15 protein-coding genes are annotated in these 14,688 nt (G+C 27.4%); 12 read left to right on the top strand and 3 right to left on the bottom strand.

The genetic code is table 11. From position 1 onward, the window contains the following. The first annotated feature begins 10 nt into the window (after positions 1-10). Positions 11-1,807 carry a glycoside hydrolase family 13 protein gene (locus ABDZ60_RS09230; RefSeq protein ID WP_343777675.1) on the top strand — a complete coding sequence of 599 codons (1,797 nt, stop codon included), beginning with the start codon at positions 11-13 and terminating at the stop codon, positions 1,805-1,807. 71 nt (positions 1,808-1,878) lie between these two features. Here the strand turns inward: ABDZ60_RS09230 and ABDZ60_RS09235 are convergent, their stop codons facing one another. Further along, positions 1,879-2,853, bottom strand: coding sequence for a hypothetical protein (locus tag ABDZ60_RS09235; RefSeq protein WP_343777677.1), 975 nt, complete (start codon positions 2,851-2,853; stop codon positions 1,879-1,881). Positions 2,854-3,106: 253 nt separating this feature from the next. Here ABDZ60_RS09235 and ABDZ60_RS09240 point away from each other — a divergent pair, with 253 nt between their 5' ends. From ABDZ60_RS09240 to ABDZ60_RS09260, 5 genes are all read left to right on the top strand, one after another. Next, on the top strand, positions 3,107-3,454 hold the full coding sequence (locus tag ABDZ60_RS09240) for a GNAT family N-acetyltransferase (RefSeq protein ID WP_425544851.1): 348 nt from the start codon (positions 3,107-3,109) through the stop codon (positions 3,452-3,454). Between the two features lie 411 nt (positions 3,455-3,865). Then, positions 3,866-4,240: a GntR family transcriptional regulator gene (locus ABDZ60_RS09245; RefSeq protein ID WP_343777679.1), complete on the top strand. Its 375-nt coding sequence runs from the start codon at positions 3,866-3,868 to the stop codon at positions 4,238-4,240. Position 4,241: 1 nt separating this feature from the next. Continuing rightward, positions 4,242-5,075 (top strand): ABC transporter ATP-binding protein, encoded by an 834-nt coding sequence (locus tag ABDZ60_RS09250; RefSeq protein ID WP_343777681.1) that lies wholly within the window; start codon positions 4,242-4,244, stop codon positions 5,073-5,075. Next, positions 5,075-5,782, top strand: a complete 708-nt coding sequence (locus ABDZ60_RS09255) for an ABC-2 transporter permease (RefSeq protein ID WP_343777683.1) — start codon at positions 5,075-5,077, stop codon at positions 5,780-5,782. Before ABDZ60_RS09250 ends, ABDZ60_RS09255 begins: the two co-directional genes overlap by 1 nt. 12 nt (positions 5,783-5,794) lie before the next feature. Continuing rightward, entirely contained in the window at positions 5,795-6,349 is a 555-nt protein-coding gene (locus ABDZ60_RS09260; RefSeq protein WP_343777685.1) for a hypothetical protein, read from the top strand. A gap of 135 nt (positions 6,350-6,484) precedes the next feature. On the opposite strand, the gene ABDZ60_RS09265 is transcribed toward ABDZ60_RS09260, so the two are convergent. Next, positions 6,485-6,610: a hypothetical protein gene (locus tag ABDZ60_RS09265; RefSeq protein WP_343777687.1), complete on the bottom strand. Its 126-nt coding sequence runs from the start codon at positions 6,608-6,610 to the stop codon at positions 6,485-6,487. 441 nt (positions 6,611-7,051) lie between these two features. Here ABDZ60_RS09265 and ABDZ60_RS09270 point away from each other — a divergent pair, with 441 nt between their 5' ends. The 6 genes from ABDZ60_RS09270 to ABDZ60_RS09295 all read left to right on the top strand — a co-directional run bounded on the left by ABDZ60_RS09270 (position 7,052) and on the right by ABDZ60_RS09295 (position 13,775). Then, entirely contained in the window at positions 7,052-8,974 is a 1,923-nt protein-coding gene (locus ABDZ60_RS09270) for a PrkA family serine protein kinase (protein WP_343777689.1), read from the top strand. Between the two features lie 5 nt (positions 8,975-8,979). Beyond that, a complete protein-coding gene (gene yhbH, locus ABDZ60_RS09275) occupies positions 8,980-10,155 on the top strand; it encodes a sporulation protein YhbH (RefSeq protein WP_047000290.1) in 1,176 nt (391 codons plus the stop codon). A 2-nt stretch (positions 10,156-10,157) separates the two neighbouring features. After that, complete coding sequence (locus ABDZ60_RS09280) at positions 10,158-11,528, top strand: SpoVR family protein (protein ID WP_343777692.1); 1,371 nt, start codon at positions 10,158-10,160, stop codon at positions 11,526-11,528. Between the two features lie 563 nt (positions 11,529-12,091). Beyond that, the gene (locus ABDZ60_RS09285) at positions 12,092-12,634 is read left to right on the top strand and encodes a rubrerythrin family protein (RefSeq protein WP_047000292.1); all 543 of its coding nucleotides are present in this window, start codon (positions 12,092-12,094) and stop codon (positions 12,632-12,634) included. Between the two features lie 13 nt (positions 12,635-12,647). After that, entirely contained in the window at positions 12,648-13,382 is a 735-nt protein-coding gene (locus ABDZ60_RS09290) for a hypothetical protein (protein WP_343777694.1), read from the top strand. A 42-nt stretch (positions 13,383-13,424) separates the two neighbouring features. Next, positions 13,425-13,775 carry a hypothetical protein gene (locus ABDZ60_RS09295; RefSeq protein WP_047000293.1) on the top strand — a complete coding sequence of 117 codons (351 nt, stop codon included), beginning with the start codon at positions 13,425-13,427 and terminating at the stop codon, positions 13,773-13,775. A gap of 59 nt (positions 13,776-13,834) precedes the next feature. Here the strand turns inward: ABDZ60_RS09295 and pssA are convergent, their stop codons facing one another. Beyond that, positions 13,835-14,356 carry a CDP-diacylglycerol--serine O-phosphatidyltransferase gene (pssA, locus tag ABDZ60_RS09300; RefSeq protein ID WP_047000294.1) on the bottom strand — a complete coding sequence of 174 codons (522 nt, stop codon included), beginning with the start codon at positions 14,354-14,356 and terminating at the stop codon, positions 13,835-13,837. Positions 14,357-14,688: the final 332 nt, after the last annotated feature.

Genomic DNA, 14,688 nt, shown 5'->3' on the forward strand with positions numbered 1-14,688 from the left:
GAGAATTACTATGAATTTTGCAGCAATTATACATGAACCTAAAAGTTCCTTTTCATATGCATATAGTAAAGACAAGCTTCATATAAGGATAAAAACAGCCAAAAATGATGTAGATAATGTCGAACTTTTAGCAGTAGATCCATTTAATTGGATTCCAAGAAATGATGGAAGTGGAGTATATGATTTTGATATAGATTCAGTATATAAAATTAAAATGGTAAAGGAACAAATTACAAGGGATCATGATTGTTGGTTTGCAGAAATTAGCGATATAAAATGGAAGAGAATTAAATACTGTTTTATAATTGAAAATAAAGATGAAAAATATATATTAGGAAGCCATTATAGGCTTCCTTATACAAAAGATAAAAGTAAATTATATGATTTATTTAATTACTTTAATTATCCATATATAAATGAAGAAGATTTATATATAGCCCCAGATTGGGTATCTAATACTATTTGGTATCAAATATTTCCTAAAAGCTTTTATGGAGGAAATACTAGTACAGAAGGAAATTTGATTGGAATTATAGAAAAACTTGATTACATTAATGAAGCTGGGTTTAATGGAATCTATTTAAATCCTATATTTGAATCACCTAGTCAGCATAAGTATGATACCACAGACTATTTTAAAGTTGATGAAGAGTTAGGTGATAATGAGATTTTTGGTGAATTAGTTAAAGAAGCCCATAAACGTGGAATTAAAGTAATGTTAGATGCAGTATTTAATCATTGTGGATTTTTTCATCCGTATTGGCAAGATGTAGTAAGGAATGGAGAAAAATCTAAATACTATGATTGTTTTTATATACTAAATCCAGATAAGCCTATAGTAAATGGAAATTTGAAAAATGGTGTACCACAAGAAGTAGAAAGAGAAGAGTTAAATTATTATACATTTGCTTATACCCAATCTATGCCAAAGTGGAATACAAGTAATCCTATTGCAAGAGAATATCTTTTAAATGTTGCATGTTATTGGGTTGAAAAATATGATATAGATGGTTGGAGACTAGATGTTTCAAATGAGGTATCTCATGATTTTTGGAGAGAGCTTAGAAAAAGATTGAAGTCAATAAAGTCGGATGTATATATATTAGGTGAAAATTGGGATAATTCATATCCTTGGCTAAAAGGCGATCAATTTGATGCAGTTATGAATTATGAGTTTTCAATTCCTATTTGGTCTTATTTTCGCTTAAATAATACTGCTAAAATTAAATATAGCTCTAATGACTTTAAATTTGAGCTAAGTAAGTTATTAGTAGGATATCCAAAGCATTTAACTAAAAATCTTTTTAATCTTCTAGATAGCCATGATACAGAGCGATTTTTTAGTATAGTAAATGAAAAGGTAGAGGTTGCTAAGCTTGCATACTTGTTATTATTTACTTATCCAGGTTCTCCATGTATTTATTATGGCAGTGAAGTTGGTATGTCAGGTGGAGAGCATAAAAATAGACAACCAATGATTTGGGATGAAGCCAAGCAAAATAAGGAACTATTTCTATTTATAAAAAAATTAATACAATTGCGTAAAACTTATGAAAGCTTTAGAATAGAAAATTTTCAGTGGATGAATATAGAAATGGAAAACAATATTGTAATATATAAAAAGCAATGTGAAAAGGAAGTTCTATATGTAATTTTAAATAATAATAATATAAGTAAGAAAATAGCATTTCCAGAAGAGATAAAAGGAATAAAAGTTAAAGATTGTATAGAAGAAAATTATACTTTAATAGATAAAGAAATTGAACTTTTACCATATAACTATAAAGTCTATTTGCAAATTAAATAATATAGTCTATTTAATAAGGGGTGCCTAGGCACCCCTTAATTTACTACATAAAGTTATCTATTATGAGTTATTTAAAGTATTCTCCAAGGCTCTTCTATTTTTTCTTGAAGAATTGTATAGTCTACTTCTTTAACGATTTCTCTAGGAAGTTTAAGTTTTTTTAATTTTAGCTGAAAGTTGCTAGAAAATACTTTTAAAGATTTTCCTATTTGTTTAGTAGAAGAATTAAATATCTCTAAAGGTGTTAAAAAGTTTTTACTATCTCTAAATTCATCTAAGTACCTGGAGGCGTCTTTAACAGCATCATTTGCACATAAATTTATTTTATCTATTAATTGTTCATTAAATTCTTCAGGATATGTTAATTGAAGAACTATTCTATAATTAGTTATTCTTGTTTGTCTACAAGGAATCTTAGAGGTTATTTCTTCTCCATCTACTTCACCTAAATAATTGATTAAGAAGTCATCTCTTATTTCAGGAACTTCTATAGATGTTAAAACTTTTGTATAAATATTTCTTACACCATTAGATGAATATTCTTTTTTTGTATTTCTAAAGGAGTTAGAATTTTCAGTAGGTTCAATTTTAGAATCATTTGTAGAGTTATTTCGATAACAAATAAATGAATCTATTCTTCTTAAATCGACTCCAAAATAAACCCAAGTTCCTCTAAACCATCTAAAACCAGAAACAGTTTTACGATCAACATTTAGCAAGAATGCCCAATAATTTCTACCATTAGTCTCCCAAATATAAGTAAATTTGAATAAGCAAAAACTAATAGAACCAGGACTTACAGCTTTTGTGCTTGAATCTTTAGACTTAGAATCTTTTTTAGTACTAGCTCCTGAATTAAGTTTTTTTACCTCAGGGCTATTTTTATTCGGTGTATAATTTGGTGGAGGACCTATATTTAAAGCGCTACCACTAGGAAAAGGAGAGTTACTTGCTGGAAAACCTGGAAATAAATTTCCGAATGGGGGAGGAGGTTGTAATCTTGAATCATCTGGATACAAGATTGAATCATCATCATTAAAATTCATTGATACACTCCTAATATAGTATTTCTATAATTATTATAAGAAAGTGTAGTTGAAATTGTTACTTTCATTTATATGTTTAATAGGTAACAATCTTATAATATTCGTAATACAAATATTATGAGGTGATTGTCTTGGGGTAGAAATAAGGCATGCTAAATTAGAAGATTATAAATATATAAGTAACATTTCAAAAGAACTACACACATTTCATATTAAAAATAGGCCCGATGTATATAAAGAAGTAAATAAGACAATTTATAAATCATATTATAAAGAATTATTAAATGATGATAATGTGGAAATTATAGTAATAACTAGAGATAAAAAAGTAGTAGGATACACAATAATAAGGTATATAGAAATTAAAAATATAGATTTATTGCAAGATAAGTTCTTTGCTTATATAGATGAAATTAGTATAGATGAAAAAAATAGAAGAGAAGGATTTGGAAGAATGTTATTTGAGTATTCTTATGATTTAGTAAAGTTTAATGGAGCTGAAAGTTTGGAACTTGGTGTTTGGAGTTTTAATGAAAAGGCAATAGGATTTTATAAGGCTATGGGAATGGTGGAGAAGAATATAAGAATGGAGAAAAAATGAAAGAGTGAAAAGTTAAGGAGATAATTCACCTTCGTTGAATTATAGTGAAATAAAAGTAAGCTAGTTAAATAGCTAATAGTGAAAGTTAAGGAGGAAATTCAGATAAACCGAATTTTAGAGTAGGGAATTTTTATTAATTTTATAGGAGACTCATGAAGCGGTAGACCTTATAGAATTTATAAAACAAGAGTATATAATAATTTTAAAGGGAGTTGCGTTAATTTTGTGACTTCCTTTAAGTTTTAAATAATAGTAATTACTATATGATTGACAATAATTAATATAAAATTTTTTTATTAATTATATATCAAATAAATATATTTAGTAATAAATGTAAAAAAATATTGACTTTTTATGTATATACTGTATATAGTATACATATACAGAAAATACGGTTATGTGAGGTGAAATATGAAAATAATAGTTAGTAATTCATCTAAGCTTCCTATATATGAACAAATAGCTAATTCTATAAAAGAAGAGATTATAAATGGAACATTAGAGCCAAATGAAAAATTACCTTCTATAAGGTCCCTAGCTAAGGATTTAAATATAAGTGTAATTACAACTAAAAGGGCTTACGAAGAGCTTGAAAGTCAAGGATTCATTGAAACTGTTGGGGGAAAGGGTTGTTATGTATCTTACTTTAATAAGGAACTTATTTATGAAGAAAAACTTAAGGAAATAGAAGAAACGTTAGAAGAAATTATGCAAATAGCAAGAGCAATAAAATTAGAAAAGAAAGATATTTATAGCATGATAGATTTGTTATATGAAGGAGAATAGTATGATTAGGGTTGAGAATGTAAATAAAACTAGGGGTAAATTTAAACTAGAAGATATTTCTTTTGAATTAAAAGAAGGCTATATAATGGGGTTAATTGGGCCTAATGGTTCTGGAAAGACAACATTAATAAAAATGCTTCTTGGATTAACTAAAAGTGATAGTGGGGAAATAAAAATATTTGGTAAGGATATTTTTGAAGATGAAATTTATATTAAAGATAATATTGGATTTGTTTTTGATAATTTAAATTTTTATTCTCACTTAAGTGTTAAAGATTTTAAGAAAATAGTCAGTAAAGCTTATTCAAAGTTTGATTCAAATCTTTTTGATTCTTATTTATGGCGATTTGGAATTCATAAAAAATTATATATTGGAGAACTTTCAAAAGGTGAAGCAATAAAGCTTATGATCGCTAATGCATTGTCTCATGATGCAAAGCTTTTAATATTAGATGAACCTACAGCAGGACTAGATCCTATTATAAGAAAAGATATATTAAAGTTACTTCAACAAGAAATAGAAAATGGAAAAAGAAGTGTTATTATTTCTACTCATATAACTTCAGATTTAGATGGAATAGCAGATTATATAACATTTATTAACAAGGGAAAGTTAATTTTCTCACAAGATATGGAATGGATAAAAGAAAGATATAGAATTTTTAGAGGTTCAAAGGAAGAACTTGAAGAAAGCAAATTAAATTTTATTTCTATAAAAGAAACAAAGTATTATACAGAAGGCTTATTTATAAATAGAAAAGGATTAGATAGTGACAATGTAAGTATTCCAAATTTAGAGGATGTAATGTTTCACTATGTAAAGGAGGGGGAATAATGTTTAAGCTTATACAAAAAGATTTATTAGTTGGATTAAAGATTAAGTCATTGAAAGTTACAAGCATTATATTTATATTAGGATTGTTTTTATTAACCACTTTCTCATATATATTTCCAACATTACTTCCAATGATGATTACCTTTATTGTAGTTATGAATAGCTTTTATTATGATAGTTTAAATAAAAGTGAAAGTTTCATAGCAAGTCTTGCCCATAAAAGAGAAGATATAGTTTATTCAAAATATATATTAACATTAATACTACTTTTTGTCTCATTAATCATGATGTATGTATTATATGGAGTAAACATACTAAATTCTGCAAGGGTAATGGTTTTTCAAGATATATCTGTTAGCATGGTAACTATATTATTAAGTTTTTCAATTATAATACCTATTATATTAAAGTATGGTTATAAAATAGGGAGAATTGTTGCACCAATTATAATAATATTTATAGGGTATATGACTTATAAAAATACTAATGCGTATGAATTTATAAATACAGGAAAAGAAACATTACTAATTAGTTTTTCAAGAAAAATAGGGGCTTTAATTTATAAAATCTTTAATTTTAAAAATTATGATTATAAAATTATGTCAATGAATGTATATTTGATTCTTTTATTTGTCATTGGATTAACGCTATTTATAATATCTCTTTATATTTCCTTAAGAATTTATAAAAATAAAGATTTAGCTTAGGAGGAGATTAAAATGAATAAAAAGTTTATAAAAGTAAGTATAATTATTTTTCTTTTTAGCTTTATTTTTATTTTAGGATTTAACTTTATTTTAGGAGATAAAGTTTTGTATAACGATTCTGTAGATTTGGATTATGGTGAGCAAGAAATAAGTTATAGGGGAATAGAGGAGGATAAAGGTGCTTATAAGATAAAAGTAAGTATAAAGAACAATAGTGATTATTATGCTAGTTTTAATAATATAGCTTTGAAGTTTACTGGGGTTTCTCAAGGAGCACCAATATTTACTGGGTATGATAATGATGAAAGAAAAGCATTATTAAATTATATGCCAGGAGATAAATATAATTATAGTTCTTTCTTTGCACCTAATGAAGAAAGAGAATATGTATTTGAAGTGTCTAAAGGATTAAGTTTTGATAAGGAATTTTATGATTTTAATACACTAGATATATCTTATAGTTATAGATATTTTAAATATAGAGTTAATAATAATACTGTAATTGGTAGTGGACCTAGTGGAGGAGGGGCAAAGCGTATAGAAGCTTATATAAATGTAATGCGATAAAATAAAAATTAGAAAAAATCTGCACATCAGTGGTGAACAAAAATATACACTATGAATTTTATTTCATAGTGTATATTTTTAGCTTTAAATTATTTATTATGATTTAGGTATAATACTAATTACTTACTAAAATTATTATTTAGTTTCTTGTTTTGCATATATTTCTTCATAAGTTTTTTGCTCATTATTCATATTTTTTACTATTTCTTCTGATTTTTCTCTTCTACATTTCTTATTTAGCATGCATGCTAATCCATCCATGTACAACACCCCTTTAAATCTTCTTTTTCTTTAATGTTATTATACTATATTATAATCAATTTATCAATAAAAGTTACTAAATAATAATTGTTATTATTATATCAAGGTTGATAATTATTAAATTATCAATATAATGTATATTTTATATTAAAAAATTTTCCTATAAATTTATTTTGCAATTATGGAGATTATTAATTGAAATATAAAATATCGTTTATTTATTAATAAATCTTATAATAAAGTTTTTAGTATTTTTAGTATTTCAATTTATAAAAATTTTATTCAAAGATTTATTTGGTAACACATTTTCATAATTTTTATATAATATATTTTAAATTAATAAATTTAAGTTGGAAAATCTAAATAAAAAGATTCATCTAAAATATTTTGTCATATATAAAGTATGGCAATGAATATATTTTAGTAAAAGGGGGGGAGTAAATGAACTTTGAAGAATTTATAAAAAGTGATAGAGAAAGCAGAAATAAAGAAAAGTTTGAAGGAACATTCCTTGATTATTTAGAAATAATAAAAGAAAACCCAGATATAGCTAAGCTTTCACATAAGCGAATTTATGATATGGTAGTTAGCAAGGGAATAGAAGTACTAAAGGGAGAAGAAAACCCTAAGGTTAAGAAAATATATGGAAATGAATCTATAAGAAAATATGGTTTCTTTAAGGATGATTTTTTTGGTATTGACAAAATTATAATGAAGCTTGTGAATTATCTACACTCAGCTTCAATGAATGCTGAAGAATCTAGACAAGTTTTATACTTAGTTGGTCCAGTTGGAGCAGGTAAGTCATCTCTAGTAGAAGCTTTAAAGAAAGCATTAGTAGATTGTGATCCTATATATTCATTAAAAGGATGTCCAATGCATGAGGAACCATTACATTTGATACCTAAGCATTTAAGACCAAAATTTGAAGAATTATTAGGTGTAAAAATAGAAGGTGATTTATGCCCAGTTTGTAAGTACAAGCTGCTTAATAATTTAAATGGAGAATATGAAAAGTTCCCCGTTGAAAGAAAGGGATTTTCTATTAGATCTAGAAAAGGAATTGGAGTTGTCCCACCAGTAGATCCTAATAATCAAGATACATCAATACTAACAGGGTCAATTGATATTTCTAAAATGGATTTGTATTCAGAAGATGACCCAAGAATATTTTCATTAAATGGAGCATTTAATGTAGGAAATAGAGGGTTAGTTGAATTTATAGAGGTATTTAAAAATGATGTGGAATATCTTCATACAATAATTACAGCAACACAAGAAAAATCTATTCCATCACCAGGTAAAGGCTCTATGATTTACTTTGATGGGCTTATAATTGCACATTCAAATGAAGCTGAATGGAATAAATTCAAGTCAGATCATACAAACGAAGCTATTTTAGATAGAATTGTAAAAATAGAAGTTCCATATTGTTTAGAACTTGATGAAGAAGTAAAGATATATGAAAAAATATTAAAAAAGAGTAATTTTAATGCCCATATAGCTCCACATACAATAGAAATTGCGGCTATGTTTGCTATTCTTTCAAGGTTGTCTTCATCTGCTAAAATAGATCCAATAACAAAGCTTAAAATTTATAATGGTGAAGATATAGTTGAAAAAGGTGGTACTAAGAGAATTGATATAAATGAGTTAAGAGAAGAAGCAGGGTCATATGAAGGCATGAAGGGCATAAGTACAAGATTTATAATTAAAGCAATAGATAATGCTTTATCTAGTTCAGAGCATAACTGCATAAATCCATTAAGTATAATGGAAAGTATAATAAAATCAGTTAAGGAAATGGACATAGCAGCGGAAGATAAGAAAAAATATCTTGGCTTTATGCAAGATACTATAAGAAAGGAATATAACAAGATTCTTGAAAAGGAAATTACAAAAGCATTTATTCATTCCTTTAGAGAACAGGCTGAAAGTTTATTTGATAACTATATAGATAATGCAGAAGCCTTTGTTAATAAGAGTAAAATTAAGGATATATCTACTGGTGAAGAATTAAATCCAGATGAAGAATTTATGAGAAGTATAGAAGAACAAATTGGGGTTTCAGAAAATTCATGTAAGGGATTTAGAGCAGATGTTACTTCATATATGTTCTATTTAATTAGAAATGGAAGCAAAATAGACTATACATCCTATGAACCTTTAAAAGAAGCTATAGAAAAGAAACTTATGGCATCTGTTAAGGATCTTTCAAGAATAATAACTAAATCTAGAGTTAGAGATACAGAACAAGCTGAAAAATATAACTCTATGGTTGAGGAAATGCAAAATAATGGATACTGCTTACATTGTTGTGATGTCATATTAAAATATGCTGCAAACAACTTGTGGAAGGATTGATAAGAATGGCAATCTTTAGAGACAGTGCAGATAACCCATTAGAGCATGATAGATCCATAGAAGATAGAAGAAGGCATAGGCAATTAGTAGAAAAGTCCATAAAGGAAAATTTGGGAGATATTCTTTCAGAGGAAAGTATAATTGGGGAAAGTAAAAATAAGAAGTTTAAAATTCCAATTAGGGGTATAAAAGAATATCAATTTGTATTTGGGCGAAATAATAAGGGGGTTGCCACAGGAGTCGGAAATGAGAGGCGTGGAGATAAGATTTCAGATGGAAGTCAGGGATCTGGAAAGAATGGGAATAAAGGAGCAGGAAATTCTCCAGGGGATGATGTCTATGAAACTGAAATAACAATGGAAGAGCTTATGGATTATATTATAGAGGACCTAGAACTTCCTAATTTGGATAGGAAAAAATACTCTGAAATAATAACTGAAAGTGCAGGGAGAAAGCGGGGATATCAAAGATATGGAATAAATCCAAGGCTTGCAAAGAAAAAGACAGTTATAGCAAAAATGGCAAGGAAGCAAGGAAAAAAGAGAGCCTTATTAGAAGAAGGAATAAACACTAAAATATCTAGATTTCCTTTTAGAGAAGAAGACCTTAGGTATTACAAAGTCAAGAAAAAACCCAAAAAGGAAAGTAATGCGGTAATGATATTTATCATGGATGTATCAGGATCTATGGATAGCAGTAAAAAGTATTTAGCGAGATCATTATTCTTTGTTTTATCTAGGTTTATAAGAAGAAAATATAATAATATAGCTTTTGAATTTATATCTCATACAACGGTTGCAAAAAGAGTAAATGAATATGAATTTTTCCATAAAGCAGAATCAGGTGGAACCTATATTTCAAGTGGACTTAATGTAGCTTTAAATTTAATTGCACAAAAATATCCACCAGAAATGTGGAATATTTATCCTATATATGCTAGTGATGGGGATAACTGGAGCGAGGATAACGAAAGAGCTATGAAATCTGTAAGAGATTTATGTGAAGTAAGCAATATGTTTGGATATGCAGAGCTATTACCTTCCACTTACTCTACAACAATGTACTATAGATTTAATAAAGAAATAAATTATAAAAATTTTGTTTCTGTAATAGTAAAAGAAAAGAAGGATTTATGGGATGCATTGAAGATAATGTTATCTAAAGAGCTAAAGGAGGAATAGCTATGGAATACAATGTGAGTACTTTAGAAGCTTGGAATGAAATTATTGAAGCAAAGGCAAGGGAATTTGGACTAAATTTTTATCCGCAAGAATTTGAAATAATAGGGTTTAATGAAATGTTAGGATATGAGGCATATGTTGGTATGCCTTCTAAATATCCTCATTGGAGTTATGGAAAAGCGTATGATAAAAATAAAACCTTATATTCATTAAATATGACTGGATTAGCCTATGAAATGGTAATAAACTCAAATCCTTGTCTTGCATATTTGATGAGAGAAAATACGTTACTTCTACAAATACTAACAATGGCACATGTTTATGGGCATAATGATTTCTTTGCAAATAATAGAATGTTTGTAGAAGGAACTAATGCCAAAGGTGCATTAGAGATGTTTAAGCTAGATGCAGAAATAATTAGGGGATATATTAACGACCCAAGTATAGGATATGAAAAAGTTGAAAAAATACTAGATGCAGCTCATGCAATTAAATTTCAAATACCTAGAGTTGTTGGAATAAAAGAATTAAGTAGTGAAGAGATAAAAGAGAGTTTAATTGAAGATTATTATTTAAAAAAAGAAAATAGAGGGATATTAGAGGAAAATAAGGATATTCCATTTCCCAATATATCTAAAATACCGGTAGAGCCATTTGATGATGTTATTGGATTTATAATTAAATATAGCTCCTTAGAAGAATGGGAAAAAAATATATTAAGAATAGTAAAAAGAGAAACCAAATACTTTATGCCACAAATAGAGACCAAAATAATGAATGAAGGATGGGCAAGCTTTTGGCATTATAATATATTAAAAGAACTAGATCTTGAGGAAGGACTGCATTTTGAATTTTTAAAAAGGCATAATGATGTTGTAGCACCTATTATAGGAGGATTAAATCCGTATTATATAGGGTTTAAAGTATTCCAAGATATTGAAAGAAGATACGGACGAGATAAGATTTTTGAGGTTAGAAAATTAGAGCGAGATAGTTCATTCTTGAGAAGGTATTTAACTCAAGAGCTTTGCGAAGAGCTTAATTTATTTCAATATGCTAAAAAAAGTTTTGATTACGTAATTGAAGAAGTACCAGATGAAATTGGTTGGAAGCAAATAAGAGATTACTTAGCAGATACTTGTGGTGTTGCATCAATTCCATATATAAGAGTTACTGATTTAAATAAAAGGGATTTAAGCTTAACATTAGAACATTTTTTCGATGGGCGTGAGCTTGAAATGTCATACGCAAAAGAAACTCTAAAATATGTTCAAGACTTATGGGGGCATAAGGTGACTTTAATAACAAAAACAAAAGAAGGTAAAAGTGTAGAAATAGTTTGTAATGAAGACAGAAAAATATTTATTAATTAAAGTAAGTTTTAAATTGCAAATATAAAGGCTACGATAAATAGATATGTTTCATAAGCTAAATATCTACGAAAAGAAGTACTAGGCTCGGAGAACTACTATGCCAAGAGTTTTGGTTAAACTCGCTGCGCTCAGACAAACCAACAACACTAAGGCAGAGTAGTTCTTCCTTCACCAAATACTTCTAGTTTCTCGCTATATGCTTATTTCACCGTCTATTTACCTTCGCCAACTCATATTAAGAATTTAAATTAATAATAAATTAAGTTATTGGTAAAAAATAATTGGTGAGGGACATTAAAATTTAGTTAAGCGTAGCAGACTATAATTGAGTTTGTTAACTGTTAACTGTTACCTTTTACCTAAGAAGCTTGCTTCGCAAAATAAATCTAAAGTTTACATTTAGCATTTGTTACCTAATACCTGTTCCCTGTTATCTAAAAAAATAAAAACAACTATGCACTGTGCCTTGTGAACTGAAAAATGCTTCGCAAAATATTACATAAGGTCACATTTAAATGATATATTGCATAAAATATAAGCGTATAAAGTTTTAGGAGAGAAGAATGGAACTAAAGGGAAGTAAAACAGAACAAAATTTATATAAGACATTTGCAGGGGAATCAAGAGCAAGAAGTAGATACAATTTATACGCTGAAAGAGCAAGACTTGATGGTTATCAATGGGTAGGAGAAATATTCGATGAAATAGCAAATAATGAATTAGCTCATGCAAGAGAAGTATATGGAAAGTTCTTGAATTTGGTAATATGTACAAAGAACAATTTGGAAGATTGCATTTTAGGGGAAAGATCAGAATACGAAGATATTTACAAGAGATACGAAGAAGAGGCGAGAACAGAAGGATTCACTGAAATAGCTGATTTTTATAAAGAATTAGCAGAAACAGAAGAAAATCATGCTCAAACTTTTAAAGTTCTATATGACAGGATTGAAGATGGAACAATGTTCAAGGGACCAAAAGGATCATTGTGGGTATGTATGAATTGTGGGTATGTACATGAAGGTGAAGAGGCTCCAATAATATGTCCACTATGTAAATATCCTAGAGCTTATTATAAACCATATTATAAGATCAGCAATGATTAAGGAGGATAGTATAGTGTTTATATCAATACCAAAAGAATTTTTTGTCCCTGTATTGTTTAATGAAGAGTTTAGATATAATTTTGAATCTAATACTATGGATTATGATACTGAAATTGAAATAAAGGAAGAACAAGTTGAAAGCTATAGATGGAAATTAGCAGACAAAGAATACTCTGTAGAAAATTATCAAGGAAATGAAACAGAAGAAAGGATAGAAGAAGAAATTCAAAACATAGAAGATAAAATCATGGAAGAAAAGATAGCAAGCTATATGAAAGCATTCATGATATATATTGTTGCTCTTGAAGAAAGTTGTGAAAAGGAAAGTAAGGAAGAAGAATTAAAGAAGGCAAATGAATATGCAAATAGATTTAGAAAAATATATGGTGAATATAAAAAGGTAATTTCAGATATTAAAGAACCTTTAAGTGATGTTGATAAAGAGAGCTTGATAAATTACTATATGGGAGAATTTGAAGCAATGTACCAAGAGCATTTAGCTTCATTAAAGTGCAAAGAAGAAGACTATCAATATATAAGTAGAGCAATAGATGAAGTGCTAGAGCAAACAAGAAGGATATTAAAAGAGAGCATAAATACTTTAAATGATGATATTATACGTAAACAAAATAACCAAAAAGTAGAAGACAGATTTAAATATGCATCTGAAATTTATAACAAAATAGATGATGAATTTTCAAGTGAATCCATAGAAATGAAAGCAGAAAAAAACAAAAATAATATATAAGTTTAGCATATATTACCTTACAGAATAGAGAGAGGTGATTAATTGCAATATAGAAATTTAATTAAATCTCATTATAATGAAATCAATAACCTAACAAATCTACTTAGTTCTATGGTGAACTCATATAGGCTTTTAGTAGGAGGAGCAAATGAACTAAATAATATATCAGAAGCTAAAAAAAGTCAGGTTAAAGAAGCTGTGAAAAGAGCTGATGATTTAGGTGAAATAATAGATGAAATAATTAAGACTTTAGACGAATGTAGTACATCTTATACAAAGTATTGTAAAATTAAAAAACAATATGTTGATGAAAAAACAAATAAAGATAATATATTGACAGAGATCGATTATGAAGTACAATTCGATAATTCAGAAAGGGAATATGAAGAATAAATTATTTTAAAAAAGCTATTTCAAATATATTTGAAATAGCTTTAGATTTAATTTCATTATTATAGTTTTTTTAGTTTGAAAGTACTAACCATAAGATAAGCTCCAAGCATTAAAAGAACAATTGGAATCCATGGTGTTATTTTATAGTTTAATGTAAAAAATACAAATATGGCTATAAAGCTTCCTGCAATAGTTATAGGAATTCCAGTATAAACACCGTCAAAAGAAGATGTGTTATATCTAGCCAATCTGAAAGCTCCACATATAGGAAATGCTAATAAAACAGCAAAGCCTATTATTCCAGCTGGACCTACTTTTTCTAAATCATACATTAAAAATGTAAGAATAGATGGTGCTACTCCAAAGGATACTAAATCAGCTAGAGAATCTAATTCTTTTCCAAGCTCACTTGTAACATTTAACCATCTAGCTATTCTTCCATCATATCTATCTACAAGTGCTGCTATTATTATAAAGAAGCAAGCAAATAAATAATTTTTTTCAAATGTGTATAAAATAGATATTATGCCACACGATAAATTAATGAATGTAAAAACATTTGGAATACAACTCTTTTTCATAAAATCACTCCTGGTTTAAAAAATACTAAGCAAAGTTAATGCTTTCTTAATATTTTATTATCAATGCAATATTATAACATATATTTAAAATAAATATAAGATGTTTAGAGATTAAATTAATTATTAAGATAAAATTAATAAATTAAGATAAAATTAATAAATTAAGGAAATATTTAATTTGATTTATATGTAAAATATAGTAATATACTATATATATGTTTCAATCAATAATCTACATCATCTTTTACTTAAATTAATATAAGCTTTTAAAATAATTTAGTTAAGAGTAGAATATTTATTGCAACTTCTATACTTATTATATGGAATTATAT

It is taken from the genome of Clostridium sartagoforme (assembly GCF_039521405.1).
GTDB classification, from domain to species: domain Bacteria; phylum Bacillota; class Clostridia; order Clostridiales; family Clostridiaceae; genus Clostridium; species Clostridium sartagoforme.

Excerpts from the sequence above, each read along its gene's own strand:
- ABDZ60_RS09230 (WP_343777675.1), top strand. The coding sequence starts at position 11 with ATGAATTTTGCAGCAATTATACATGAACCTAAAAGTTCCTTTTCATAT.
- ABDZ60_RS09235 (WP_343777677.1), bottom strand. The coding sequence starts at position 2,853 with ATGAATTTTAATGATGATGATTCAATCTTGTATCCAGATGATTCAAGA.
- ABDZ60_RS09245 (WP_343777679.1), top strand. The coding sequence starts at position 3,866 with ATGAAAATAATAGTTAGTAATTCATCTAAGCTTCCTATATATGAACAA.
- ABDZ60_RS09250 (WP_343777681.1), top strand. The coding sequence starts at position 4,242 with ATGATTAGGGTTGAGAATGTAAATAAAACTAGGGGTAAATTTAAACTA.
- ABDZ60_RS09255 (WP_343777683.1), top strand. The coding sequence starts at position 5,075 with ATGTTTAAGCTTATACAAAAAGATTTATTAGTTGGATTAAAGATTAAG.
- ABDZ60_RS09260 (WP_343777685.1), top strand. The coding sequence starts at position 5,795 with ATGAATAAAAAGTTTATAAAAGTAAGTATAATTATTTTTCTTTTTAGC.
- ABDZ60_RS09265 (WP_343777687.1), bottom strand. The coding sequence starts at position 6,610 with ATGGATGGATTAGCATGCATGCTAAATAAGAAATGTAGAAGAGAAAAA.
- ABDZ60_RS09270 (WP_343777689.1), top strand. The coding sequence starts at position 7,052 with ATGAACTTTGAAGAATTTATAAAAAGTGATAGAGAAAGCAGAAATAAA.
- yhbH (WP_047000290.1), top strand. The coding sequence starts at position 8,980 with ATGGCAATCTTTAGAGACAGTGCAGATAACCCATTAGAGCATGATAGA.
- ABDZ60_RS09280 (WP_343777692.1), top strand. The coding sequence starts at position 10,158 with ATGGAATACAATGTGAGTACTTTAGAAGCTTGGAATGAAATTATTGAA.
- ABDZ60_RS09285 (WP_047000292.1), top strand. The coding sequence starts at position 12,092 with ATGGAACTAAAGGGAAGTAAAACAGAACAAAATTTATATAAGACATTT.
- pssA (WP_047000294.1), bottom strand. The coding sequence starts at position 14,356 with ATGAAAAAGAGTTGTATTCCAAATGTTTTTACATTCATTAATTTATCG.